This window comes from Ottowia oryzae (assembly GCF_003008535.1).
GTDB classification, from domain to species: Bacteria; Pseudomonadota; Gammaproteobacteria; order Burkholderiales; family Burkholderiaceae_C; genus Ottowia; species Ottowia oryzae.
Window position 1 is genome coordinate 909,569 of the sequence record NZ_CP027666.1, and the last position, 24,701, is coordinate 934,269.

General features: G+C 66.8%; 24 protein-coding genes. 17 read left to right on the forward strand and 7 right to left on the reverse strand.

The features are described from left to right. Window position 1 precedes the first annotated feature (1 nt). The 10 genes from C6570_RS04200 to C6570_RS04245 all read left to right on the forward strand — a co-directional run bounded on the left by C6570_RS04200 (window position 2) and on the right by C6570_RS04245 (window position 10,565). Window positions 2-1,330, forward strand: coding sequence for a class I SAM-dependent methyltransferase (locus tag C6570_RS04200; RefSeq protein WP_106702104.1), 1,329 nt, complete (start codon window positions 2-4; stop codon window positions 1,328-1,330). Between the two features lie 81 nt (window positions 1,331-1,411). Next, window positions 1,412-1,957 carry a 3-hydroxyacyl-[acyl-carrier-protein] dehydratase FabA gene (gene fabA / locus C6570_RS04205; protein ID WP_106702105.1) on the forward strand — a complete coding sequence of 182 codons (546 nt, stop codon included), beginning with the start codon at window positions 1,412-1,414 and terminating at the stop codon, window positions 1,955-1,957. Next, window positions 1,954-3,177, forward strand: a complete 1,224-nt coding sequence (gene fabB / locus C6570_RS04210; RefSeq protein ID WP_106702106.1) for a beta-ketoacyl-ACP synthase I — start codon at window positions 1,954-1,956, stop codon at window positions 3,175-3,177. Before fabA ends, fabB begins: the two co-directional genes overlap by 4 nt. 189 nt (window positions 3,178-3,366) lie before the next feature. Beyond that, window positions 3,367-4,071: a hypothetical protein gene (locus C6570_RS04215; RefSeq protein WP_123812205.1), complete on the forward strand. Its 705-nt coding sequence runs from the start codon at window positions 3,367-3,369 to the stop codon at window positions 4,069-4,071. A gap of 199 nt (window positions 4,072-4,270) precedes the next feature. Beyond that, window positions 4,271-5,194 (forward strand): glycine--tRNA ligase subunit alpha, encoded by a 924-nt coding sequence (gene glyQ / locus C6570_RS04220; protein ID WP_106702108.1) that lies wholly within the window; start codon window positions 4,271-4,273, stop codon window positions 5,192-5,194. Window positions 5,195-5,208: 14 nt separating this feature from the next. Continuing rightward, complete coding sequence (gene glyS, locus C6570_RS04225; protein WP_106704512.1) at window positions 5,209-7,467, forward strand: glycine--tRNA ligase subunit beta; 2,259 nt, start codon at window positions 5,209-5,211, stop codon at window positions 7,465-7,467. Beyond that, window positions 7,464-8,132 (forward strand): hypothetical protein, encoded by a 669-nt coding sequence (locus C6570_RS04230; RefSeq protein ID WP_106702109.1) that lies wholly within the window; start codon window positions 7,464-7,466, stop codon window positions 8,130-8,132. The genes glyS and C6570_RS04230 overlap by 4 nt, the downstream gene beginning before the upstream one ends. Before the next feature lie 9 nt (window positions 8,133-8,141). Then, window positions 8,142-8,753: a D-glycero-beta-D-manno-heptose 1,7-bisphosphate 7-phosphatase gene (gene gmhB / locus C6570_RS04235; RefSeq protein WP_106702110.1), complete on the forward strand. Its 612-nt coding sequence runs from the start codon at window positions 8,142-8,144 to the stop codon at window positions 8,751-8,753. A gap of 59 nt (window positions 8,754-8,812) precedes the next feature. Then, window positions 8,813-9,586, forward strand: a complete 774-nt coding sequence (locus C6570_RS04240; RefSeq protein ID WP_106702111.1) for a lysophospholipid acyltransferase family protein — start codon at window positions 8,813-8,815, stop codon at window positions 9,584-9,586. Between the two features lie 22 nt (window positions 9,587-9,608). Then, window positions 9,609-10,565 carry a M48 family metallopeptidase gene (locus C6570_RS04245; protein ID WP_106702112.1) on the forward strand — a complete coding sequence of 319 codons (957 nt, stop codon included), beginning with the start codon at window positions 9,609-9,611 and terminating at the stop codon, window positions 10,563-10,565. A 22-nt stretch (window positions 10,566-10,587) separates the two neighbouring features. On the opposite strand, the gene C6570_RS04250 is transcribed toward C6570_RS04245, so the two are convergent. The 5 genes from C6570_RS04250 to C6570_RS04270 are packed head-to-tail and all read right to left on the reverse strand — an operon-like array spanning window position 10,588 to window position 15,473. Further along, window positions 10,588-11,409 carry an SDR family NAD(P)-dependent oxidoreductase gene (locus tag C6570_RS04250; protein WP_106702113.1) on the reverse strand — a complete coding sequence of 274 codons (822 nt, stop codon included), beginning with the start codon at window positions 11,407-11,409 and terminating at the stop codon, window positions 10,588-10,590. Next, complete coding sequence (locus C6570_RS04255; protein WP_106702114.1) at window positions 11,406-12,140, reverse strand: SDR family oxidoreductase; 735 nt, start codon at window positions 12,138-12,140, stop codon at window positions 11,406-11,408. Before C6570_RS04255 ends, C6570_RS04250 begins: the two co-directional genes overlap by 4 nt. Continuing rightward, window positions 12,137-12,919, reverse strand: a complete 783-nt coding sequence (locus tag C6570_RS04260) for a citryl-CoA lyase (RefSeq protein ID WP_106704513.1) — start codon at window positions 12,917-12,919, stop codon at window positions 12,137-12,139. The genes C6570_RS04255 and C6570_RS04260 overlap by 4 nt, the downstream gene beginning before the upstream one ends. Before the next feature lie 22 nt (window positions 12,920-12,941). Beyond that, entirely contained in the window at window positions 12,942-14,450 is a 1,509-nt protein-coding gene (locus C6570_RS04265) for a class I adenylate-forming enzyme family protein (protein WP_106702115.1), read from the reverse strand. Between the two features lie 21 nt (window positions 14,451-14,471). After that, window positions 14,472-15,473, reverse strand: a complete 1,002-nt coding sequence (locus tag C6570_RS04270) for a tripartite tricarboxylate transporter substrate binding protein (protein WP_106702116.1) — start codon at window positions 15,471-15,473, stop codon at window positions 14,472-14,474. 101 nt (window positions 15,474-15,574) lie between these two features. On the opposite strand from C6570_RS04270, the gene C6570_RS04275 reads away from it, so the two are divergent. After that, window positions 15,575-16,390, forward strand: coding sequence for an IclR family transcriptional regulator (locus C6570_RS04275; protein ID WP_106704514.1), 816 nt, complete (start codon window positions 15,575-15,577; stop codon window positions 16,388-16,390). A 95-nt stretch (window positions 16,391-16,485) separates the two neighbouring features. Here C6570_RS04275 and C6570_RS04280 read toward each other — a convergent pair whose 3' ends face one another. Together C6570_RS04280 and C6570_RS04285 are read right to left on the reverse strand one after the other, a co-directional pair. After that, entirely contained in the window at window positions 16,486-17,796 is a 1,311-nt protein-coding gene (locus tag C6570_RS04280; RefSeq protein ID WP_106702117.1) for a leucine-rich repeat-containing protein kinase family protein, read from the reverse strand. Window positions 17,797-17,882: 86 nt separating this feature from the next. Further along, entirely contained in the window at window positions 17,883-18,968 is a 1,086-nt protein-coding gene (locus tag C6570_RS04285; protein ID WP_106702118.1) for an MBL fold metallo-hydrolase, read from the reverse strand. 115 nt (window positions 18,969-19,083) lie between these two features. Between C6570_RS04285 and C6570_RS04290 the strand changes: the two genes are divergently transcribed. The 6 genes from C6570_RS04290 to C6570_RS04315 all read left to right on the forward strand — a co-directional run bounded on the left by C6570_RS04290 (window position 19,084) and on the right by C6570_RS04315 (window position 24,699). Beyond that, window positions 19,084-19,497, forward strand: a complete 414-nt coding sequence (locus C6570_RS04290) for a MerR family transcriptional regulator (RefSeq protein WP_106702119.1) — start codon at window positions 19,084-19,086, stop codon at window positions 19,495-19,497. 55 nt (window positions 19,498-19,552) lie between these two features. Continuing rightward, window positions 19,553-19,993 carry a PaaI family thioesterase gene (locus C6570_RS04295; RefSeq protein WP_164675489.1) on the forward strand — a complete coding sequence of 147 codons (441 nt, stop codon included), beginning with the start codon at window positions 19,553-19,555 and terminating at the stop codon, window positions 19,991-19,993. Window positions 19,994-20,030: 37 nt separating this feature from the next. Further along, on the forward strand, window positions 20,031-21,212 hold the full coding sequence (locus C6570_RS04300; RefSeq protein WP_106702121.1) for an isovaleryl-CoA dehydrogenase: 1,182 nt from the start codon (window positions 20,031-20,033) through the stop codon (window positions 21,210-21,212). A 199-nt stretch (window positions 21,213-21,411) separates the two neighbouring features. After that, window positions 21,412-22,113 (forward strand): carbonate dehydratase, encoded by a 702-nt coding sequence (can, locus tag C6570_RS04305; RefSeq protein WP_106702122.1) that lies wholly within the window; start codon window positions 21,412-21,414, stop codon window positions 22,111-22,113. 2 nt (window positions 22,114-22,115) lie between these two features. Next, complete coding sequence (gene aceK / locus C6570_RS04310) at window positions 22,116-24,020, forward strand: bifunctional isocitrate dehydrogenase kinase/phosphatase (protein ID WP_106702123.1); 1,905 nt, start codon at window positions 22,116-22,118, stop codon at window positions 24,018-24,020. Window positions 24,021-24,045: 25 nt separating this feature from the next. After that, window positions 24,046-24,699, forward strand: coding sequence for a hypothetical protein (locus tag C6570_RS04315; RefSeq protein WP_106702124.1), 654 nt, complete (start codon window positions 24,046-24,048; stop codon window positions 24,697-24,699). The last annotated feature ends 2 nt before the right edge of the window (window positions 24,700-24,701 follow it).

The following is a 24,701-nucleotide window of genomic DNA, read 5'->3' on the forward strand; positions in this document are numbered from 1 at the left end:
AATGAATTACTACGAAGGTCTGAACGAGAAGCTTTACAAGGCGTTGCCAAACGCGAGGAGAGTCCTTGAGATTGGCTGCGCTGGTGGGAGATTGGGTGCCGCGTACAAGCAGGCCAATCCGAAAGCGTATTGGTGCGGCGTGGAAATGGTGCCAGAGATAGCCGAGCGTGCGGCACAGATGCTCGACAAGGTGATCTGCGGGGACGTTAATTCCATCAAGGCAGAGGATTTTGATGAGCCGTTCGATCTCGTGGTTTGCGGAGATGTCCTGGAGCATCTGATAGATCCAGAATTCACCCTTCGCAATCTGCGAAAACTGGTGTCGACCGGGGCGCGATTGGTTACGTGTGTCCCCAATATGGGACACATTTCGGTCATCGAGAAGCTGATATGTGGTGATCTTACGTATGAGCCCTCCGGCTTGCTCGACAAGACCCATCTCAGATTTTTTACGCCCAGTTCGATTCAAAAGGTATTGCTCGACGCTGGGTGGCTGCCGTCGATTGTTGACACCTACATGGCCGGTGTTTCGTATCTTCCAGTGGCGCAGGCCATTGGCGATGCCGCGACAAAAATGGGTGTTCCGGGCCCCATAGCGACCAGGAATTTGCAGATCTATCAGATGATAGTGTCTTGCAAACCTGCGCTTGTGCGTCCTGAGCTGTCAGATTCGGTGTCAGCCAACGAAGGCCCAAAGGTTTCCGTGGTTGTCCCAGCGACCAACCCCTGGCAGTTTGGTGCGAACATCAAACAGTCGCCCGGCATACTGGAGATGAAGAGTCCGATTGTCGTCGTTGAAGGCGCGACTTCTGCGGCCGATGGACTCAATAAAGGGCTCGCCAAGTCAAACACGGAGTGGATTCTTTACTGCCACCAAGACGTCTACCTTCCGAAGGGCAGCGGAGAGCTACTATTACATGAGTTAAGTAAGATTGACCCGTCTATCACACCGGTGGTGGGGTTCATGGGCATCGGTTCGGGCGATACCGGTCAAAAATCCGGGTTGTGCGTCGATCGGATGGATTTGCTGGATTTCCCTGCCTCATCGGACGCTTCTTCTCTAGATGAGTTTGCCATTCTGATCCATAGAGACAGTCCCTTGAAATTGGATTCAAGCTTGGGTTGGCATCTTTGGGCGACCGACTTGTGCCAGCAGGCGCGTTCGCATAAACCTGCGCCCATTCACATTCCTATTCTTAGAATCCCGCTGTTCCATAATTCTTACAACGATGGTCAGCTTTCTAGCGCTTACCATGAAAGCGCAAAGAAGATGGCGGCCAAGTACCCCGAAAATCTGCCGATCACAACGCTTTGCAGCACCATCCGATGACCGCCCCTGGCCGCTGGTTTACGCGGCCCTGCGGCCTTTGACCGTGGGCCAACCAATCAACATCGGCACTTTTTCTTGAATATGGCTGAATCCTTTTCCTACGAACAATTGATCGCCTCCGGCGAGGGCCGGCTTTTTGGGCCCGACAGCGGGCGCCTGCCGCTGCCCCCCATGCTGATGTTCGATCGCATCACCCACATTGACACGGCTGGCGGCGCGCATGGCCTGGGCCGGATCGTGGCCGAACTGGACGTTCGGCCCGACCTGTGGTTCTTTGAGTGCCATTTCCAGGGCGACCCCGTCATGCCCGGCTGCCTGGGGCTGGACGCCATGTGGCAGCTGATCGGCTTTTACCTGACTTGGCTGCGCCTGCCTGGCCGCGGTCGTGCCCTGGGTGCGGGTGAGGTCAAGTTCACCGGCGAGGTGGGCCCCGACGTCAAACGCGTGACATACGAAATTGATATCAAGCGCGTGATCAAGCGCAAGCTGACCATGGCCATCGGCGATGCGCGCCTGTTGGCCGACGGCAAGGAAATCTACGTGGCCAACGACCTGCGCGTGGGCCTGTTTCTGCGTGAACCCAACGCGGCGGTACCCGTCGCCTCACAGGAGAGTGCTTCGTCATGAAACGTCGCGTCGTCGTCACTGGCGCGGGCATCGTCTCGTGTATTGGCAACGACCTGGCCACGGTCGAAGCCGCCTTGCGCGCTGGCCGTTCCGGCATCAGCGCCGCGCCCGATTTCGCTGAAAAAGGCCTTCGCAGCCAGGTCGCGGGTATTCCGCAGATCGACCTGGAAGCGCGGCTGGACCGCAAGCAGCTGCGCTTCATGGGCGACGCGGCGGCCTACGCCCACATCGCGCTGGAAGACGCGATTGCCCAGGCCGGCCTTTCGCCCGAGCAGGTGTCCAGCCCGCGCACGGGCTTGATCATGGGCTCGGGCGGTGGATCGCCCGCCAACCAGATCGAGGCGGCCGACACGCTGCGCAGCAAGGGCATTCGCCGCGTGGGGCCCTACCAGGTCACGCGCTGCATGAGCAGCACGGTTTCGGCTTGCCTTTCGACGCACTTTCACATCAAGGGCATCAACTACTCCATCACCTCGGCGTGCAGCACCTCGGCGCACTGCATCGGGTCGGCCGCGCAGCAGATCGCGTGGGGCATGCAGGACGTGATGTTCGCCGGCGGCGGCGAAGAGGTCAGCTGGGGCATGGCGCTGCTGTTTGACGGCATGGGGGCGATGTCCAGCAAGCGCAACGATCAGCCCACCAAGGCGTCGCGGGCTTACGATGCCGACCGCGATGGCTTCGTCATTGCGGGTGGCGGTGGTGCGGTGGTGCTCGAATCGCTGGAGCACGCGCAGGCGCGCGGCGCCACCATCCTGGGCGAAGTCGTCGGCTTTGGCGCCACCAGCGACGGCGCGGACATGGTCGCTCCGTCGGGCGAAGGCGCGGTCGCCTGCATGCGCCAGGCGATGGACGGGCTCGACGGCCCCATCGACTACATCAACACCCACGGCACCTCCACCCCGGTGGGCGACGTGCCTGAGTTGAATGCGCTGCGCACCGTGTTTGGCGAGGGTCAGGTGCCGCCGTTCTCGTCCACCAAGTCGCTGACAGGGCATTCGCTGGGCGCCACGGGGGTGCAAGAGGCCATCTACTGCCTGCTGATGCTGCAAAAGGGCTTCATCGCCGGCTCGGCCAACGTGGAGGTGCCCGACGCCGCTGTCGGCGATCTGCCCCTGGTCACCGCCACGCGCGACGCGCCCTTGCGGCAGGTGCTGTCCAACAGCTTCGGCTTTGGTGGCACGAACGCCTGCTTGGTATTGCGCCGTTGGGATGGGGCGTGATGCGGGTGTCCGATGGGTGTGGAGCCGTTCTATGCGCGGCATGCGCACTGGGTAATTAAGTGGGTTTAAGTGAGTGGCTGCACTCGTGGTAATCCCCGTCTGGCGGCCTTCCAGGTCATTCCTATAATGCCTTTGCGTGACGCACGCGCGTCCGCGTTGAAGCACGTTTAACCAGTGGAGGGTAAGAACATGACATCGTCATCATTTTCTAGGCTTGCGTGGAGCAGCAAAGCGGGTCGCGGCGCCGCAGTCGCCGCTTTCGTTCTGATGTCGGCATCGGCTGCGATGGCGCAGGCGGTGACGCTTTCGTGCCCCACGCCTACCAGCACGGGCGTGACGGCCAACCTGTCGACCGCCGGTGGGCTCTGGGAAACGCAACAACCCGGTAGCGCCACGTGGACCACAGCGGCCGCGGCAAGCAACGGCAACTGGGTGGCTGTGCCTGGCGCCGCCTGGATTGGCGATGGCGCAACCGGTGCCTTGGGCGACTGGGGTTATCGCGTTCGCATTGACGCAAGCGATCCCAACATCGACCTTTCGTCGGCCACCCTGTCCTTCTCCTACCGTGCGGACAACACGATGTTGTCGGCGTCGCTCGGTTCGACGTCGTTGAATGTATTGCCCGCCGCCACGCACAATGGCCCTTCGGCAACGAGTGGCGGCCCCATCGCTACGCCGCTGGCTTCGGGCACCAACTACTTGACGGCATTGGTGAACAACGAGCCGCCCAACGCGAACCCCTACGGCCTTGCCATGCAGGCAAGCTTGACCTTCAACTGCCGCGCTGCCCCGGCGGTGGCGGTGCCTGCCAACGCGCCATGGGCGCTGGTCGGCATGGGTGGCCTGCTGGCGCTGGGCGCCGCGTTTGCCAACCGTCGTCGCAAGCGTTCCTGACGCGTTCGCGCTCGGCACCAAGGCTGCTTCGGCAGCCTTTTTTGCGTCCTAGGCACAGGCCTTTTACCGATGCCAACCAGTACGGCGCTGTGGCAACCGGGGGCGCGCTGATTAAACTCCTGCTTTTGCCACCTGAATCCGCTCGCTGCGCGCGCCGCAGGCGCGTGGGCGCAGGCCGTGTGCGCCGCTTTCCGAATCCATGCTGACCTTCCAACAAATCATCCTCACCCTCCAGCAATACTGGGGCGCCCAGGGCTGCGCGCTTTTGCAGCCGTACGACATGGAGGTGGGCGCCGGTACGTCGCATACTGCTACGTTTTTAAGAGCGATCGGCCCTGAGCCCTGGAAGGCCGCCTACGTGCAGCCCAGCCGTCGCCCCAAGGACGGCCGCTATGGCGAGAACCCCAACCGCGGCCAGCATTACTACCAGTTCCAGGTGGTGCTCAAGCCCGCGCCCAGCAACATCCTGGAGCTGTACCTGGGCAGCCTGGAAGCGCTGGGGTTTGACCTGAAGAGGAACGACATCCGTTTTGTCGAAGACGATTGGGAAAACCCCACGCTGGGCGCCTGGGGCCTGGGCTGGGAGGTCTGGCTCAACGGCATGGAAGTGACGCAATTCACCTACTTCCAGCAGGTGGGCGGCATCGACTGCAAGCCCGCCACCGGCGAAATCACCTACGGGCTGGAGCGCCTGGCCATGTACTTGCAGGGTGTTGAAAGCATGTTTGACTTGGTCTGGACCACCGACGGCGACGGCCGCCAGCTGACCTATGGCGACGTGTTCCACCAAAACGAGGTGGAACAGTCCGCCTACAACTTCGAGCACAGCGACGCCGACTTTTTGTTCACCGCCTTCGCCGCGCATGAAAAGCAGGCCAAGCACCTGATGGAGGCGCAACTGGCGCTGCCCGCGTACGAGCAGGTGCTCAAGGCCGCGCACAGCTTCAACCTGCTGGACGCGCGCGGCGCCATCAGCGTGACCGAACGCGCCGCCTACATCGGGCGCATCCGCAACCTGGCGCGCGCCGTGGCGCAAAGCTATTACGACAGCCGCGAACGCCTGGGTTTCCCCATGGCGCCGCGCGAATGGGTTGCACAGATTGAACCGAAGAAGGCCGCTTGAGCAGGCCGATGAGCATGAATACGTCGCAAAACCTTCTCGTTGAACTGTTCGTTGAAGAACTGCCGCCCAAGGCGCTGAAAAAGCTGGGCGATGCGTTCGCCAGCCAGCTGGCCGAGCAGCTGAAAAGCCAGGGCTTGCTGGCCGCCGATGCGGTGGTCACGCCCTACGCCAGCCCGCGCCGCCTGGCCGCGCACGTCACGCAGGTGGCGGCCAAGGCGGCCGACAAGGCCGTGCAGCAAAAGCTGATGCCCGTCACCGTGGGGCTGGACGCGGCGGGCAACGCCACGCCCGCGCTGCTGAAAAAGCTGCAGGCGCTGGGCGCTGACGCCAGCGTGGTGCCGCAGCTCAAGCGCGCGCCAGACGGCAAGGCCGAGGCCCTGTTCCTCGACACGGTGGTGCCTGGCGCCACCCTGGCGGCGGGCCTGCAAAAAGCCCTGCACGAAGCCATCGCCAAGCTGCCCATCCCCAAGGTGATGACCTACCAGCTTGAGCAGAACACGCCCCTGCCCGGCTGGGACAGCGTGCAGTTCGTGCGCCCCGCGCATGGGCTGGTCGCGCTGCACGGGGCCGACGTGGTGCCCGTCACCGCGCTGGGCCTGACGGCCGGGCGCGCCGCGCACGGCCACCGCTTCGAGGCCAAGGCCGCCCCGATCGAGCTGGCCAACGCCGACGCCTACGCCGCCACGCTGCGCGACGAAGGCGCTGTGATCGCCAGCTTTGATGAACGGCGCGCCGCCATTGAATCTCAGCTAAAAGCGGCTGCAGCGCAGGCTGGGCCAGCGCTGGCGGCTATCAAAGATGAAGCGTTGCTGGATGAGGTGACAGCCCTGGTCGAGCGGCCCAACGTGCTGACCTGCGCCTTCGACAAGGCGTTTCTGGACGTGCCGCAGGAATGCCTGATCCTGACCATGAAGGCCAACCAGAAGTACTTTCCGCTGCTGGACGCCGCGGGCAAGCTGACGCACCAGTTCCTGGTGGTCAGCAACATCTCGCCCGCCGACGCCAGCGCCGTGATCGAAGGCAATGAACGCGTGGTGCGCCCGCGCCTGGCCGACGCCAAGTTCTTCTTCGATCAAGACCGCAAGAAAACCCTGGAAAGCCGCGTCGACGGGCTGGCCAAGGTCGTGTACCACAACAAGCTGGGCACGCAGGGCGAGCGCGTCGAACGCGTGCGCGCCATCGCCCGCGCGATTGGCCAGCAGTTGGGCGGCGACGTGCTGGCCAAGTCCGCCGACGACGCGGCCAAGCTGGCCAAGGCCGATCTGCTGACCGACATGGTGGGCGAATTCCCTGAGCTGCAGGGCATCATGGGCGGCTACTACGCCCGCCACGACGGATGGAGCGAAGACATCGCCTTCGCCATCGAAGACCACTACAAACCGCGTTTTGCCGGCGACGATCTGCCGCGCGGCCAGACAGGCACCGTGGTGGCGCTGGCCGACAAGCTGGAAACGCTGGTCGGCATGTTCGGCATCGGCAACCTGCCGACGGGCGACAAGGATCCGTTTGCGCTACGCCGCCATGCGTTGGGGGTTATAAGGCTCATCGTGGAAAAGGGCTTGCCACTAGGTCTTCGTGAGCTAATTACTAACGTATATGAGATTTTTAACGACGTAGCCCTGCAGGAGGCATATCACAGCAAGCGTGCTGAATCGGTGGTAGCAGAGGGGTTGCAGCAGCAACGTCGTGACGGTATTTCGGGTATCCAAACAGTTGGATATGGTCACTCGCTGATCAAACTTGATCCGGCGACACCTGCGAAAGTTGAGGCGTTTGCATTTGATCGGCTCGCCGGTCTTTTGCGTGAACAAAGCTATTCCACACAGGATGTGGATGCCGTGCTTGCCATGCAGCCGCAGCGTCTTGTTGAGGTGCCACATCGGCTTAAAGCCGTGCGCGCCTTCGCCGAGCTGCCCGAAGCCCCCGCCCTGGCCGCCGCCAACAAACGCATTGGCAACATCCTCAAGAAAGCCGAGCCGGATGGCGCGCTGCAGGCCGCGGTGAACGCCGATTTGCTGCAAGAACCGGCCGAGCAGGCGCTGTACACCGCCCTGCAGCAGACCGTGCCGCAGGCCGACGCGCAGTTTGCTGCCGGTGACTACACCGGCTCGCTGAAAACGCTGGCCGCGCTGCGCGCGCCGGTCGACGCCTTCTTCGACGGCGTGATGGTCAACGCCGAAGACCCGGCGCTCAAGGCCAACCGCCTGGCGCTGTTGCAGCAGCTGCACCAGGCCATGAACCGCGTGGCCGACCTGTCGCGCCTGGCCGCATGACCAACACGCCCGCGCCCGCCATCCCTTGGCGGGCCTTGATGTGGACGGTGCTGCCGCCGGTCGGCGCACTGCTGCTGCGCGCCGCCCTGCGCGAACGCACCGACGAGGCCACCGCCAGCCTGCAGGCGCTGGGCGCGGCCGTGCAGGTCAGCACACCGGGCGAGGCGGTGTGGGCGGCGTCCAAGCCTTTCGTGTTCACCCTCGTCGTGCTGGGTGCCCTGATCGCCGCGCTGTACTTTGGCCTGCGCACCAGCATTCGTCGCCACGGCTGGCCGCGCGTGGTGCCGTGGGTGCAGCGGGGCTGGCTGGTGCTTTGGCTGGTGGTGGCCGCGGCGCTGCTGCTCAATCACCTGAACCGCACCGGCCGCCAGCCGCAAGTCCCGCAGCAGGCCGAAGTGATGCTGGTGCGCGAAGTGGCGCCCAGCCAGCGCAACCTGGGTGGCGCCGATTTGTACCTGAAAGTGCCCGGCGAGGCCGAACCGCTGCACGTGCTGGCCGAGGGCCAGCGCCCCGCCGCCTACCCGCTCAAGAGCCAGGTGCGCCTGCAGCCCGAGGTGGGGCGCTGGTGGGGCCGCTGGGGCAGCGTTGCGCCGCTGGGCGCGCCGGCAGCAGCTGGCGCGGCGGCGGGCGTGGCCCCTGCGCGCGAAAGTGCCCCGGGCGGATAATCCGTGCCCATGAAACTTGTCATCGTCGACCGCGACGGCACCGTGTGTGTCGAGCGCGAAGGCTACATCCAGACGCCCGACGAGTGGGAAGCGCTGCCCGGCGCGCTGGACGCGATCGCCCGCCTCAACCAGGCGGGCTACCACGTGGTGGTGGCCGCCAACATGCCCGGCCTGGGCCGTGGCCTGTTCGATTCGGCGGCGCTGAACGCCATCCACACCAAGATGGCCAAGCAGCTGGCGGCCGTGGGCGGGCGGGTGGAGGCGATTTTCTTTTGCCCGCACGCGCCCGAAGAAGCCTGCACCTGCCGCAAGCCCGCGCCCGGCCTTTTCCACAAAATTGGCGAGCGCTACAAGATCGATTTGAAGCAGGTGCACGCCGTGGGCAACAGCCTGAGCGACGCGCAGGCCGCCCACGCGGCAGGCTGCGTGCCTCACCTGGTGCTGACCGGGCGCCACGCGCCGCAGGCGGATGCGCCCCTGCCGCCCGATTACCCGGCCGCCACCCGCGTGCACGCCGACCTGGCCGCCTTCGCCACCGCGTTCATCGCCGAGCAGGAAGCACTGGCCGCGGCCACGCGCGCGCAGGCGGCCGAGGCAGGCGGTGCTTCCGATCCAATTTAATGCTATTGAATCAATAGCTTCCGGCGCTTGAGCAGTCTGCGCCAACGCCCTTTTTATCTATGAACTTCATTCGTTCCCTGCTGCACATGCTGTGGATGATCATCACGGTCATCCCCTGGGCGTTGCTGGTGGTCATCGTCGCGCCCTTTGCCAGCCAGAAGCTGGTCTACAAGCTGTGCTCTGGGTGGCTGCGGCACGCGGTCAATTCGGGGCAGCTGATCTTGGGCATTCGCAACCGCGTGACCGGGTTCGAGAACCTGCCCAAGGGTGAGCGCGACCCGGCGGTGCTGCTCGTCAAGCACCAGTCCACGTGGGAGACCTTCACCATGGTGGCGATCATGCCGCACCCGCTGGCCTTCGTTTTCAAGAAAGAGCTGCTGTACATCCCTTTCTTCGGCTGGGCCATGGGCCGGCTGGACATGATCCACATCGACCGCAGCCGCCGCACCGAAGCCTTCACGCGTGTGGTGCAGCAAGGGCGCGAGCTGCTGGCCAAGGGCGTGTGGGTGATCATGTTCCCCGAGGGCACGCGCATTCCGCGCGGTGAAAAGGGCCGCTACCAAAGCGGGGGCGCGCGCCTGGCCATCGAATGCGGCGCGCCCGTCATTCCCGTGGCCGTCACCTCGGCCAAATGCTGGCCGCGCAAGGCCTTCATCAAAAAGCCCGGCATCGTCGACATTTCCATCGGCCCGGCCATTCCCAGCAAGGGCCGCAAACCCACCGAGCTGATGCGCGAGGCAGAGGAATGGATCGAGGCCGAAATGGTGCGCCTGGATCCAGAGGCCTACCCCAGCGGCCAGGCCAAGCTGTACACCAAGGCCAAGCCAGAGTAACGCGGCCAAGGCAGGGCAAGCCATGCTTCAAATGCTGCTGGACCTGTTCGACGACGCACGGCGGGTGCGCGCGCCGCAGGCTGGCGCAGCGGAAGATTCCAAGCCAGAAACGCCGCTGGCGCAGGTGGTTAGGGCGCCAGGCGCTCCGCAAATCGTAGCGAGTGCGCCACCCGTTGCCTTGGCCGACGCGGTGGCGCCCGCGCAGTTTGCGCACCCGCGCGCCAACCAGAGCATCCGCTTTGCGCACGCGCAGGTGGCCTATGAGTTTCGGCGTGGCCAGCGCCGCACCATCGGCTTTCAGGTGGGGGCCGACGGTCTCACTGTCAGCGCCCCGCGCTGGACACCCATGGCCGAGGTCGAAGCCGTGCTGCGCGCCAAAGAGCGCTGGATCGTCACCAAGCTGAGCGAAGCGCGCGAGCGCCATGCGCGCCTGGAATCGGCCCGCATCGAATGGCGCGAAGGGGCGCAGCTGCCTTTTCTGGGCGAGCCCGTGGTGCTGGTGCTCGACCCGCGCCAGCGCCACGGCCGCGGCGGCGCCGTGCTCGTGCCGTCAGAGCCTGCGGGTGAAGGCGCAGGCGTCGCGCCCAGCCCGATGGCGCTGCACATCGGCCTGCCGCAGGCCGCTACCGCCCAGCAACTGCGCGACACCGTGCAGGCCTGGTTGATGCGCCAGGCGCGCCGCCTGTTCACCGAGCGGCTGGATCACTTTGCGCCCCAGCTGGGCGTGCAGTGGAAAAAGCTCAGCCTGTCTTCGGCCGACACCCGCTGGGGCAGCGCCAGCGCCGACGGCTCGATCCGCCTGAACTGGCGCCTGATCCACTTTCGCCTGCCGGTCATCGACTACGTGGTGGTGCACGAGTTGGCGCACCTGCGCGAGATGAACCACAGCCCGCGCTTTTGGCAGCACGTGGAAGACGTGCTGCCCGACTACGCTGACCGGCGCGAGCAGCTCAAGGGCGAACCGGTGCCGCGCTGGTAGGCGCGGGCTGGATGCGCGCGCGTCAGGTGTACTTGCCGGTGAGCCCGCCGTCCACCACCAGTTCGGTGCCGGTCACGTAGGCGGCGGCATCCGAGGCCAGGAAGGCGCAGGCGTGCGCCACGTCCCAGGCGCTGCCCATGCGGCCCAGGGGCACCTGCCGGCCGCGCGCCGCGCGCGCCTCCTCCAGGTTGTCGGAGAACATCTTGGCCACCGTGCCGGCGATGCGCGGCGTGTCTATCAGGCCGGGCACCACCGTGTTGGCGCGCACGCCCTGCGCCGCGTACTGCTGCGCCAGCATGCGTGTGAACTGCACCACCGCCGCCTTGGTCACGCTGTAGGCCAGATGCGGGTAGCCCACATAGCGCAGCCCGGCCACCGAGGAGATCGCGATGACCGCGCCGCGCCGGCGCGCCAGCATGTCCGGCAGCGCCTGCTGCACGCACAGCAGCAGGCTGCCCACGTTGGCCGCGTGGATGCGCGCGAAGTCGTCGGCGCTGGTCTCCAGCGGGCCACCGGTCTGGCCTATGCCGACGTTGTGGTGCAGCACGTCGATGGGCCCGAAATGCGCGCGTGCCTCGGCAAAGAGGCGCTGCACGTCGGCCTCGATCGCCACGTCGCCCACCAGGGTGTACGCATGACCGCCTTCGGCGCGGATCAGGGCCGTGGTCTCCTGTGCCGAGGCGGCGTCGCGGTCGGCCACGCACACGCGCGCGCCCTGGCGCGCGTAGGTCACGCAGGCGGCGCGGCCGATGCTCCAGCCGGGCGCGGCCGAGCCACCTCCGGCCACGAACACCACGCGGCCCGTGAGGTCGGTGGGCAGCGCGGGGGGCGGGTTGGCGCTCATGGCGCCAGCCCCACGGTCATGCCGCCGCACACGTAGAGCACCTGGCCCGTGGTGAAGCCCGCGCGCGCGTCCAGCAGCGAGGCCACCTGGTGCGCGACCTCCTGCGGCTGGCCCATGCGCCGCACCGGAATCGTGTCCAGGATGCGCTGCGTCGCGGGCGCGCCGGGCGGGTTCACGCGCTCGAACAGCGCGGTGGCGATGGGGCCGGGGCCGACGGCGTTGACCGTGATGCCGTCGGCCGCCAGCTCCAGCGCCAGCGTGCGCGTGAGACCGTGCAGCGCCGCCTTGCTGGCCGAGTAGGCGATGCGTTCGCCCTTGCCCAGCGCCGCGCGGCTGGAGATGTTGACGATGCGCCCGAAGCGCGCCGCGCGCATGGCCGGCACCACGGCCTGCACGCAGGCGATGGAGGCGGCCACGTTGAGCGCCATCACGGCCTGCAGATCGGCGCGGCGAACCGCATCGATCGCGGCCGGCCGCACGATGCCCGCGTTGTTGACCAGCCGCGTGATGGCCCGGCCCTGCGTGGCTTGTGCCAGGGCCTGGCCCAGCGCCGCCTCGTCCAGCAGGTCGACCGCGATATGGGTCTCGTGCGGGCTGGCCGCGGCGGGCGCGGCGATGTCCAGGTTGACCACGTGCAGCCCGTCCATGACCAGGCGCTCCAGGATGGCGCGGCCGATGCCGCTGCTGGCGCCCGTGACAAGGGCGACTTCGCGTCCGGTGCCGCTGTTCATGCCTGTGCCTTGCCGGCCTGGCCCACGTAGGGAATGGCATGCTCCACCGTGTCCCAGATGAAGCGCCCCGATGGGCTGCGCTGCTCTTCCACCACGTGCGCCACCAGGCCCGCCGCGCGCGAGATGACGGCAAAGCCGCGCATCACCTCGGTGGGCACGCCGATCTCGCCCAGCACCGCCGCGACGGCGCCGGTGGCGTTGATCGTGATCGGGCGGCCCCAGGCCGCGTCCACCGCGCCCGACAGCATGTGCAGCGCGCGCAGATGGCGCCCGGCCAGCTCCGGTTCGGCGCCGGCCAGCTCCAGCAGCTTGTAGGCGCGCGGGTCCACCGGCTTGTGCAGATGGTGGCCGAAGCCCGGCATGGCCTTCTTGTCGGCGCGGTGCTGGCGCGCGATGGCCAGCGCTTCGGCCTCGGGGTCCGGCGCGGCCAGGATGCGGTCGAGCAGGCGCGAACAGTTCTCCATCGTGCCCACGAAGGAGCTGCCCACCGCCAGCAGGCCCGCGCTCACCGCGCCCTGCAGGTTTTCGGGCGCGCTCATGTAGACCAGCCGGGTGGCGATGGCACTGGGCGTGAGGCCGTGCTCCATCAGCACGATCAGCACCACGTCGGTGATGCGCATGTCCACCGGGCGCGGCGTGCGCCCGAGGATCTGCATCAGCATCACCTCGGTGAACGTCTTCTTGCCCATCAGGTCCTGCACCAGGTCGGCGTCGCCGTAGTGCAGGCTGGTCAGCGTGTGCGTGCACAACCGGGTGGTCGGGGTGGCGCTGGTGTTCATTTCGGTCTCCTTCATGGGTTTTTCAGGGTTTGGCCAGTGCCAGTTCGCGCACCGCGGACTTGAGCACCTTGCCCACGGTCGAGCGCGGCAGACTGTCGTGGAAGTGGATGCGCTTGGGTGTCTGCACCGGGCCCAGGCGCTCGCGCACGAAGGCGATCAGCTCGGCCTCGCTGGCCTGCTGGCCGGGGCGCAGCTGCACGGCGGCCTGCACCGTTTCGCCCCACTTGTCGTCGGGCAGGCCGAACACCGCGCACTCGTGCACGGCCGGGTGCTGGCCCAGCGCGTTCTCCACGTCCACGGGGTAGACGTTGAAGCCGCCCGTGATCACCAGGTCCTTGAGCCGGTCCTTCAGGTACAGAAAGCCGCGTTCGTCGATCAGGCCGCGGTCGCCGGTGTGCAGCCAGCCATCGACCAGCGTCTCGGCGGTCTTGTCGGGCAGGCGCCAGTAGCCCGTCATCAGAAGGTCGCCGCGCGCCACCACTTCCCCGACTTCCCCTGCGGGCAGCAGCCGGCCGTCCGGCGCCATGACCGCCACGTCGCTGAACCAGGTGGCGCGGCCGACGGCGGCCAGGTTGCGTTCGTCGTCGAAATCTTCCGGCCGCAGCACGGTCAGAATCTGCGGCGCCTCGGTCTGGCCGTAGGTGGTGCCCAGCACCGGGCCGAAGAAGGCGCGCACTTCCCGGATCTTTTCGGCCGGCATGGGGGCGCCGCCGTAGATCAAGCGGCGCAGCTTCGGGTAGTCGGCGCGGCTGGCGCCGGGCAGCGCCATCAGCATGTAGACCAGCGTCGGCGGCATGAAGCAGACGGTGCCACCGCGTTCGCGGAACGTGGTGCGCACGGCCTCGGCGCCCGCGCCTTCCATCACGACGTGGCAACCGCCCTGGGCGAGGATCGGCAGGACATAGGTCGAGGTGCCGTGCGTGATCGGCGCGGCCAGCACGTAGCGGTCGTTCTCGTCGAAGCCCCAGGCATGGATCTGGTTGACGATGTTCGCCATCCAGGCGCGGTAGGGTTGCATCACGCCCTTGGGCGCGCCGGTGGTGCCGCCGGTGAACTTGATGGCCTGCGTCGCATCGCCCGGCAGGTCCAGCCGGGGCTGCGGCGCACCGGCGTGCCGGCTTTCCAGTTCGCGCAACGTGGTGGTGCCTGGCTGCGGCTCGGCCGCGGTGCGTACGCGCGCGCCCGGTGCCCCGTCCAGCAGCCCGGCATAGGCGTCGTCCAGCACGAGGATCGAGGGCTCGGTGGCGTCGATGATGCGGCGCAGCTCCGGCCGGGTGCTCTTGGGGTTCAGCGGCACCCAGACCTTGCCGCAGGCCAGCACGGCGAGCAGCACGGCCAGGTGCTCGGCGCTGTTGCCCGCGCAGACGCCCACGCGGCTTTGCGGGCTGGGGTCCAACGCGGTGAGTCCGGCGGCCAGCGCCGTCACGCGCGCGGCCAGCGTGTCGTAGCGGATGCGGCTGCCGGGCGCATCGATGGCGATGCGCTCGGGCCACCGCCGGGCCGCGCGCCAGAAGAAGTCGATGGGGTACATGAGGCTGCGTCCTTCCTGTCGTTATTGGGCAGAGACACCCGCCGCCTTGACCACCTCGCGCCAGCGCTGCAGCTCGGCGCCCGCGAACTTGCGCGCGTCTTCCGGGGTGCCGCCTGCGGGCGTGGCGGCCATCTCGGCGAGGCGCTGGCGCACGTCCGGCTGGGCCAGCACCTTGTTCAGGGCCGCGTTGAGCTGCTCGATGATGGCCGGCGGTGTGCCGGCCGGCGCCGACAGTGCAAACCAAGACTGCACATCGAAGCCAGGATAGCCGGACTCGATCATCGTCGGCACCTCCGGCAGCAGCGCCGAACGCTGCGCGCTCGTGATGGCGATGGCGCGCAGCTTGCCTGCCTTCACGTGGGGCAGGGCGGAGGGCGTGTTGTCGAACATCGAATCCACCTGGCCGCCGATCAGGTCGGTGACTGCGGGCGCACTGCCCTTGTAGGGCACGTGCAGCATGTTCAGCTTGGAGCGCATCTTGAACATCTCGCCCGACAGGTGAATCGACGAGCCGCTGCCCGAGGACGCGAAGGTGATGCCGTTCTTCGATTCCTTGGCATAGCGGATGTAGTCGGCCAGGCTGCGGATCGGCAGCGCCGGGTTAACCACCAGGATGTTGGGGATCTTGGCGATGAGACCGATCAGATCGAAATCCTTCACCGGGTCGTAGCCCAGCTTGCTGTACAGCGTCGCGTTGATGGTGTTGGCAATCGTGTAGACGTACAGCGTGTAGCCATCGGGCGCCGCGCGGGCCACCAGTTCGGCGCCCAGGTTGCTGTTGGCGCCGGCGCGGTTGTCCACGATCACGGGCTGGCCCAGCTGCTCGCCCAGCTTGACGGCGATCAGGCGCGCGATCACATCCGTGGCGCCGCCGGCCGCGTACCCGACGACCAGCCTGACAGGCTTGGTCGGCCAGGCGCCGGGCTGCGCCTGCAGCGGCAGCGCGACGGCGCATGCCGCGGCGGTGGCGGCGAGGGCGAGCACGCGGCGGCGTGCCGCCGAGGGGGCGGAAAAGGCGTTCATGAAAATGTCTCCGTTTATGGTGAGTAAGGAACGGTCTGGCGCCCGCCGTGCGTGCTGCGGCACACTGCGCAGCGATGGGCGTCCACGGAGAATTCTTCAAGATGCGGCAGGCAAACACGAACGAAAACGTCCACCAGGCGGACATTCCAGCGCCACCCGGCCTGGCCGAGGCGGCGGACGGGCGCACGCTCAGGCGCGGTCTGCGCCTGCTGGACGCGCTGCAGGCCGCCGGCGACGAGGGCTTGCGCGTGGTGGACCTGTGCCGCGCCACCGGGCTGGAACGCGCCACCGTGCACCGGCTGCTGGACATACTGCAGGACAGCGGCTACGCCCAGCGCAGCGGGCGCTTCCGCTACGGCCCCGGGGCCAGGCTTCAGGGCGGCGCGCCGGCGCGGGTGCTGCCGAACATGGCGGTGCGGCTGCTGCCCGTGCTGGCGCGCGTGAGCCAGACGTGCGGCGACGCCGCCTTTGCCGTGGTGCGCGAGGGCCCGCTCTCACACTGCATTGCGCGCCACGTGGGCACCCACCCGGTTCAGGTGCTGGTCATCCAGGTGGGCACGCGCCAGCCGCTGGGGGTGGGGGCTGCCGGCCTGGCGCTGCTGGCCGCCCTGCCCGATGCCGAGGTGCAGGCGGTGGTGGCGGCCAACGCGCCGCAGCTGCCACGCTATGGCGGCATGACGCCCGAGCGCCAGCACATCCTGGTGCGCGCGACGCGCGAGCGCGGCTGGTCGGTGGTGGGCAACCACGCCACGCGCGACGTGCTCGGCGTCGGCATGGCGGTGCACGACGAGCGCGGCGAGCCGGTGGCGGCGATCAGCGTGGCCTCCACGCTGGCGCGCATGCCGCGCCAGCGCCAGCAGATGATCGCGCGCGCCTGCCGCGAAGGGCTGCGCGCCCTGTACGGTGGCGCAAGCTGATCCCGGGCGCGGTGTTCTGCCGCCCGGCCGCAGCAGCCGTGTTTTGTTGCCAATTTGCGCCCCAGCGCCCGCTGGATGCGCGCCGGCAGCTATGTTTATGAGAGCATTACCTCGATCTCGGCAAAGCCGATGTCGATCTGGTCTGCGGGCGCCGAGCAGCGCGCGCGCAATGCCGCCAGCGGCGGCGGCGCGGCGGGGGCGGTGCGCGCCTGCCATTCGTCCAGCAGCACGCCGAAGGCGCGCACGTCCAGCGCGCGCAGCGCCGGGTGCAGCGCGGGCTGGGCGGGGGGCAGGAAGGCGGCGGCGCCCAGGTCGCTGAGCCAGGCGCGCGGCCCGCAGCGCAGCAGGTTGTGCGCGTACAGGTCGCCGTGCACCAGGCCGCGCGCGTGCAGCCGTGCCATGGCGCCGGCCACCTGCCGCGCCAGCGCCAGCGCCTCGCTGGCTTGCAGGCGCAGCCCGGGCGGGTAGACGTCGCGCGTGCAGCTGTCGAAACTGGGCGGCCCGGCCAGCGCCCGGGTGCCGGGCGGCAAGCGGGCCAGCACCAGGGCGTGCGCGCCGTCGTCCGCATCGTGGTCCGCGCCGCTGGCCACGCCGCCCTCCTGGGCGCGGGGCCCGGCGCCGGCCTGCACCGGCCCGAGCACGGGCACCAGCGACTCGTGCGCGCCCGCCGCCAGGGCCGCGGCCATTTCGCTGCGGGGCCAGCCGTCGCTGGTCACGCGGCCCTTGAACTGCTTGACCGCCACGGCCTGGTGCGCGCCTGCGTGCTGCCAGGTGGCGGCGCGGATCACGCCCGAAGCGCCTTCGCCCAGCCGCTCGCCCAGCGCCAGCGCTTCGGCGGGAATGGCGCGCGCACTGGCGGCGGCCAGGGCCCGCGCCTCGGGCTGCGCCGTGAGCGGGTTGCCGCCCCAGGCCAGCCAAGCTAGGCGCGGCAAGGCGGGCAGCCAGTCGGGCAGGCGCTGAAATTGGTTGGCGGCGATGCGCAGCAGCTCCAGCGCGGGGGCTTGCCGCAGGCTGTCGGGCAGCGTGGCCAGCCGGTTGCCGGCCAGCATCAGCTTTTGCAGCCGGGGGCGCTGGCCCAGCGAGTCGGGCAAGGTGGCGATGGCGTTGTCGGTCAGGATCAACCAGCGCAGCGGCTGGGGCAGCGCCTCGGCCGGTACGTGGGCGATGGCGTTGGCCTTGAACCCCACCATCTCCAGCGCGGGGCATTCGCCCAGCACGCGTGGCAGTTCGGTGAACCGGTTGTTGGACGCAAAAAGGATGCGCAGCCGCTTGAAGCGGTGCAAGTCGGGCGGCAGCTCAGACAGCGCGTTGCCGGATACGTCCAGCAGTTCCAGCGTGTCGGCGTGGTCGAACACCGCGCGGGGCAGCGCCGTCAGGCCCTGGCCTTTCAGGCGCAGCTCACGCATGGCGGGGCTCTGGTGGGCAAGCCAAGGGGCGCGCGTGCGGTTCGATCAGGTGCAGCATTGGCGGCGCTGGCGCTTTCACCGCCACATCAATCTGCGCAAGGCGAAAAGCGCCACACGCCTTGCGGGTCGCGCCGCCGCACCAGTTGCCCGCCGTACCAAAGCCGGTGCAGGTGGGCGACCGATTCACCCAGCGCAAACGTGATCTGGTGCAAATCCAGCGGGCGCTTGAAGAGCACCGGCAGCATGTCGTAGGCGGAAACGGCGCGGCCCTGCGCCGCGGCCATCACTTCGGCCAGCCGGTCGCGGTGGTGGTCCTGCAACTGCTGGATGCGCGTGTGCAGGCCCTTGAACGGCTTGCCGTGCGAAGGCAACACCAGCGTGTCGGCGGGCAGGGGCAGGTAGCGCTCCAGCGAGTCAAGAAACAGCGACAGCGCGTCGGCTTCGGGCTCCATCTCGTACACGCTCACGTTGGTCGAGATGCGGGGCAGCACCATGTCGCCGCTGATCAGCACGCCCAGCGCTTCGCAGTACAGCGCCATGTGTTCGGGCGCGTGGCCAAAGCCGGAAATGCAACGCCAGCCGTGCCTGCCGATGCGCACCTGCTGCCCGTCTTGCAGCCGCGCGTACGACGGCGGCACGTCGGGCACCAGGTTGCGGTAGTAGCTCTTGCGGTTGCGGATCTGGTCCAGATCGTCCGCCTGCGCCATGCCGTGGCTTTGAAAGTAATCCGCCAGGCGCTCGCCGCCAAAACTGTTGACCACCTGGCTGGCGTAGCGCGCGTTCATGTAGTCGGTGGCGCTCATCCACAGGCGGCATTCGTGCTCGGGCGTGCTCCAGCGGGCGCAGATCCAGTGCGCTAGCCCCACGTGGTCGGGGTGCATGTGCGTGACGATCACGCGCAGCACGGGCAGGCCATCCAGCTGGGTGGCAAAGACCTGTTCCCACAGCGCGCGCGATTCGGGGTGGTCGATGCAGGTGTCCACCACTGTCCAGCCATCGCGGCCATCCACCTGGTCGCGCAGCAGCCACAGGTTGATGTGGTCCAGCGCGAACGGCAGCGCCATGCGCACCCAGCGCACGCCCGGCGCCAGTTCGATCGAGCCGCCCGGCGCCGGCAGTTGGTCGGCCAGGGGGTAGAGCAGGGCGCGCTCAAGTTCGTCGGAAACAGACATGTGGAAAACGCTGAGGTAGGATGAGCCGGTTGACGTGCACGTCAACCTGAAAGTCCATTCTAGGGATGGCCAGCGCGCGTTGCACAGTACATCGGAGACACCCTCAATCCCCGCCATGGCGACCACTTACAGCATCAGCGATCTGGCGCAGGAATTCGACCTGACACCGCGCGCCATGCGTTTTTACGAAGACATGGGCCTGCTGCAACCCGAGCGCAGCGGCCCGGGCGGGCGCGTGCGGGTGTATTCCAACCGCGACCGCGCGCGCCTCAAGCTCACGCTGCGCGCCAAGCGCCTGGGCCTTTCGCTGAATGAGGCGAAAGAGCTGATCGAGATGTACGACAGCCCCCGCGACACGGGGCCGCAGCTGCGCAAGTACCTGCAGGTGCTGGTCGGGCACCGCGCGCAGCTGGAGGCGCAGCGCGCCGAGCTGGACGCCACACTGGCCGAGATCGCCGAGCAGGAAAAAGAGGCCCGCAAGCTGCTGGCGCGGCAGCAGCCCGGGCGCACACGGCGGGCGGCCTTGTGATTGACGTTGACGTAAACGTCAATCAGAATCCGGGCCTGCCAGCATGCCACCTTCCATGAGCACTCCTGCCCACCCGGACCTATTCGTACGCGTTGCAGACAGCCTGGCCCGACAGGGCCTGATGCAGCACCTGGGTGCCCAGCTGCGCCGTGTAGAGCCGGGCATGGTCGAGATATGGCTGCCGTATTCCGACAAGGTCACCCAACAGCAGAACGGCTTTCATGGCGGCGCCATGGGCGCGTTGGCCGACATTGCCGGCGGTTACGCGGGCCTGACCGTGGCCGAGCCCGGCATGGAAGTCGTGACGGCCGAGTACAAGATCAACTTTCTGGGTGCCTACCAGAGCGGCACGCTGCGCGCCGTGGGCCGCGTGCTCAAGCCGGGCCGGCGCCTGATCGTCACCACCGCCGACGTCACGCACGTTGACGACGCGGGCAAGGAATCGCCCTGTGCGCTGATGCAGCAAACCCTGGTGCCCGTGCCCAAAACCTACTGACCAACGCCGCCTACTTTCAATTCCAGGAGACAACGACATGAGCAACCTGCCCGGCCTGAACTTCAACCTTGGCGAAGACATCGACGCCCTGCGCGATGCCGTGCGCGATTTCGCGCAGGCTGAGATCGCTCCGCGCGCCGCCGAGGTAGACCGCAGCGACCAGTTCCCGATGGACTTGTGGCGCAAGATGGGCGAGCTGGGCGTGCTGGGCATCACCGTGCCCGAGGAATACGGCGGCGCCAACATGGGCTACCTGGCGCACATGATCGCCATGGAAGAGATCAGCCGCGCCAGCGCGTCGATCGGCCTCAGCTACGGCGCTCACAGCAACCTGTGCGTCAACCAGATCAAGCGCAACGGCAGCGACGCGCAAAAAGCCAAGTACCTGCCCAAGCTGATCAGCGGCGAGCACGTGGGCGCCCTGGCCATGAGCGAGCCTGGCGCGGGCAGCGACGTAATCAGCATGAAGCTGCGCGCCGAAGACAAGGGCGGCTACTACCTGCTCAACGGCACCAAGATGTGGATCACCAACGGCCCCGATGCCGACACGATGGTCGTCTACGCTAAGACCGAGCCCGAACTGGGCGCGCGCGGCGTGACCGCCTTCATCGTTGAAAAAGGCATGAAGGGCTTTTCCACCGCGCAAAAGCTGGACAAGCTGGGCATGCGCGGCAGCCACACGGGCGAGATGGTGTTCAACAACGTCGAGGTGCCTGAATCGCACATCTTGGGCGGGCTGAACCAGGGCGCCAGGGTTCTGATGAGCGGCCTGGATTACGAGCGCGCCGTGCTGGCGGGCGGGCCCGTCGGCATCATGCAGGCGGTGATGGACAACGTGGTGCCGTACATCCACGACCGCAAGCAATTTGGCCAGAGCATTGGCGAATTCCAGCTGGTGCAAGGCAAGGTGGCCGACATGTACACCGTGCTGCAGGCCGGCCGCGCGTTTCTGTACACCATCGGCAAGAACCTGGATGCGCTGGGCGCCGAGCACGTGCGCCAGGTGCGCAAGGACTGCGCCAGCGTCATCCTGTGGACGGCCGAGATGGCCACCAAGATGGCGGGTGACGGCATTCAGCTGTTTGGCGGCAACGGCTACATCAACGAATACCCGCTGGGCCGCCTGTGGCGCGACGCCAAGCTGTACGAGATCGGCGCGGGCACCAGCGAGATCCGCCGCATGCTGATCGGGCGCGAGTTGTTCGCCGAAACGATGTAAGCCGCGTGCCCACGCGGCGCGCTCTCAACCGACTCGTGCGCGCAACCAACGCGCACCCACGCCGATGCCTACAGCGCCTCTATACGCCGCCGGTGTACTCCATCGGCGAGTCAGCGCCGGTGATTGACCGCGCGGCCACAGGGGCTGTGCGCCCTGTGGCTGCATACTGCCCGTTTCCAGATTCACTGACGCCTTCTTCATGTCCTCATCGCTGCAGCACCTCATCGACGCCAACCACGCCTGGGCGGAAAAGGTTGAGCACGAAAACCCCGGCTTCTTCAAGACCCTGGCCGCCCAGCAGACGCCCGACTATCTGTGGATCGGCTGCTCTGACAGCCGCGTGCCCGCCAACCAGGTCATCGGGCTAGCGCCGGGTGAAGTGTTCGTGCACCGCAACGTGGCCAACGTGGTGGTGCCGTCCGATCTGAATGCGCTGTCCGTCATCCAGTTCGCCGTGGATGTGCTCAAGGTCAAGCACATCATGGTGGTCGGCCACTATGGTTGCGGTGGTGTGCTGGCCGTGCTGCATGAAAAGCGCGTGGGCCTGGCCGACAACTGGCTGCGCCACGTCAACGACGTGAAGATGCGCCACCGTGGCCGCCTGATGCACCTGTGCGGCGGCGAGCAGGAAGACGCGCTGTGCGAGATGAACGCCATCGAGCAGGTGGGCCACGTGGCGCAATCCACCGTTGTGCAAGACGCCTGGGCGCGCGGCCAGCCGCTGTCGGTGCATGGCTGGTGCTATGGCCTGAAAGACGGCAAGGTGAAGGATCTGCAGGTCACCATGTCGCGGCCCGAACATGTGGTGGATGTGTACCGCGCCGCCATCAAGCGCTACCCACGGTCGGCCAGTTTCGTGGCTGAGCTGGACGACACCGACGCCCAGCAGGACGAACAATAGGCATGCCCTTGAACGCCGTCGCCCCTTCGCTGGCAAGCGACATGGCGCAAGCCATGATCGACGGCTTCAACCGCCATTACCGGCTGTTTCGCACCGAATCGGCCCGCGCCAAGCACCGCTTTGAAACCTGCGACTGGGCCGCGCAGCAGCGCGCCCAGCGCGAACGCATCGAGTTCTACGACCTGCGCGTGCGCGAATGCCAGCGCCGCCTTGAGCGTGAATTTAAGGCCGCGCAGCAACCGATGGAAGTCTGGCAGCAGGCCAAGCTGTTCTATATCGGCCTGCTGGTGCAACACAAGCAGCCTGAGCTGGCCGAAACGTTCTTCAACTCGGTCACCACCAAGATCCTGCACCGCAGCTACTTCCAGAACGACTTCATCTTCGTGCGCCCCGCCATCAGCACGGAATACCTGGAAACCGACGACGCCGCGGCCAACCCCACCTTTCGCTCGTTCTACCCGCGCCTGGATGCGCTCGAAACCAGCTTGCGCGACATCCTGTTGTCGTACGGTCTGCGCGGACGCTTTGAAGACCTGGGCCGCGACGCCCAGCGCGTGGCCGACGCGCTGCGGCGCGAGCTGGCGGCCGACCGGCAGCGCCCCAACTTCCAGATCCAGGTGCTGGCCAGCCTGTTCTACCGCAACAAAGGCGCGTACCTGGTCGGCAAGCTGATCAATGGCTTCAAGGAAGTGCCCTTCGCGCTGCCCATCCTGCACCGCGCGCCCGGCGTGCTGTATGTGGACGCCGCGCTGTTTGGCGAGGAAGACCTGCTGATCCTGTTCAGCTTCTCGCGCGCCTATTTCATGGTGGACATGGAAATTCCGTCTGCCTATGTGCAGTTCCTGCGCAGCCTGATGCCGCGCAAGCCGCGCGCCGAGATCTACAACGCCCTGGGTCTGGCCAAGCAGGGCAAGAACCTGTTCTACCGCGACCTGCTCTGGCACCTGCGCCACAGCAGCGACCCATTTCGCATTGCGCCCGGCATCAAGGGCATGGTCATGCTGGTGTTCGACATGCCCAGCTTTCCGTACGTGTTCAAGGTCATCAAAGACCACTACCCCGCGCCCAAAGACACCTCGCGCGAGCAGATTCGCGGCAAGTACCAGCTGGTCAAGCGGCACGACCGCGTGGGCCGCATGGCCGACACCATGGAGTTTTCCATGCTGGCCTTCCCGCGTGAGCGCTTTACCGACGAGCTGATTGCCGAGATCGAACAGCACGCGCCCAGCCAGCTGGAGATTTCAGACCGCGACGGTGACGGCCAGGTCGAAGTCATCATCGCCCACGCCTACATCGAGCGGCGCATGATCCCGCTCAACCTGTACCTGCAGGAAGCCTTCGACGCGGGCGAGGGCGACGCCGCCGCCAATGCGCAGCTGGAGCACGCCGTCATCGAATACGGCAACGCCATCAAGGACCTGGTGGCCGCCAACATCTTCCCGGGCGACATGCTGTGGAAGAACTTCGGCGTCACCCGCCATGGCAAGGTGGTGTTCTACGACTACGACGAGATCGAATACATCACCGACTGCAACTTCCGCGCCGTGCCCGCGCCGCGCAACGAAGAAGACGAGATGAGCGGCGAAATCTGGTACAGCGTCGCCCGAAACGACGTATTCCCCGAAACCTTCGGCCCCTTCCTGCTGGGCAACCCCCGCGTGCGCCAGGCCTTCATGCGCCACCACGCCGACTTGCTGGACCCGGCCTTCTGGCAGCAGACGCAGCAGCGCATACGGCAAGGCGAGGTGATCGATTTCTATCCCTACGGCACGCACCGGCGTTTTGACGTGAACGGCGGTGTGGCAGGCCTCGGCGAACTGGCCGACCCGGCTGCGGCCGACGGAGAGACGCCGGCTGATCAGCCGGATACGAGTGCGCCGGCGACGGCGGTGGAGCCGTCAGAATGAAAGCCAAGATAGGACGCCGCTAAGAATGGCTCGCAGGAAGAAGAATGGGGACGAGGGAAGCATTTGGCTGGTCATCGCTGTGGTGACGTTGCTGCTTGTCCCCATCGCGCTGGCCATCGGTCGGATCTATTTCGGTCGCAAGGTCGGGAACACCTGCGCAAGACTCGAGGGCGGGGAAAACTGCTTTGCGTTGAGCGAGGACGAGTCCATCGAGCTCAAATATAAGAAGGCCGAGCTTCATCGAATCACCAACCTGCTTCGCGCGGCGATGCAAAGAGGTGCTGACGCTAGTCTCGCGGTCAACAAGGACGGGTCGTTCTCGGCTCGGAGCAATCTGGGTAAATCTATCCGCGCCCTCGTGGGGAAGTACGAGCCTCTTCAGGCGTCGCTGGCTTCGGACGTGGACGAACTGGGGGAGCTTCCCCTGGCACGGTGGGAGTCCTTCAGGTCTGCTGTTCGGCAACAAGGTGCTTGCGAGTGGGGCTTGTGGGCGTGGGCCGTCGCTTTCGTCGGCTTTTACGGTTACGGTTGGACGAGGACTGAAGGCCCAACGGTGTGGGGCAGCCTGCTTTTCGCCGGCTTGCTGGCCGCCCTGGCCTATGTCGTCGGCTATTTCGCTTGGGCGCAAAAGGCGCGCCAACTGGTTCCTGCGATGAACGCGTCAATGGCCACAGATTGATT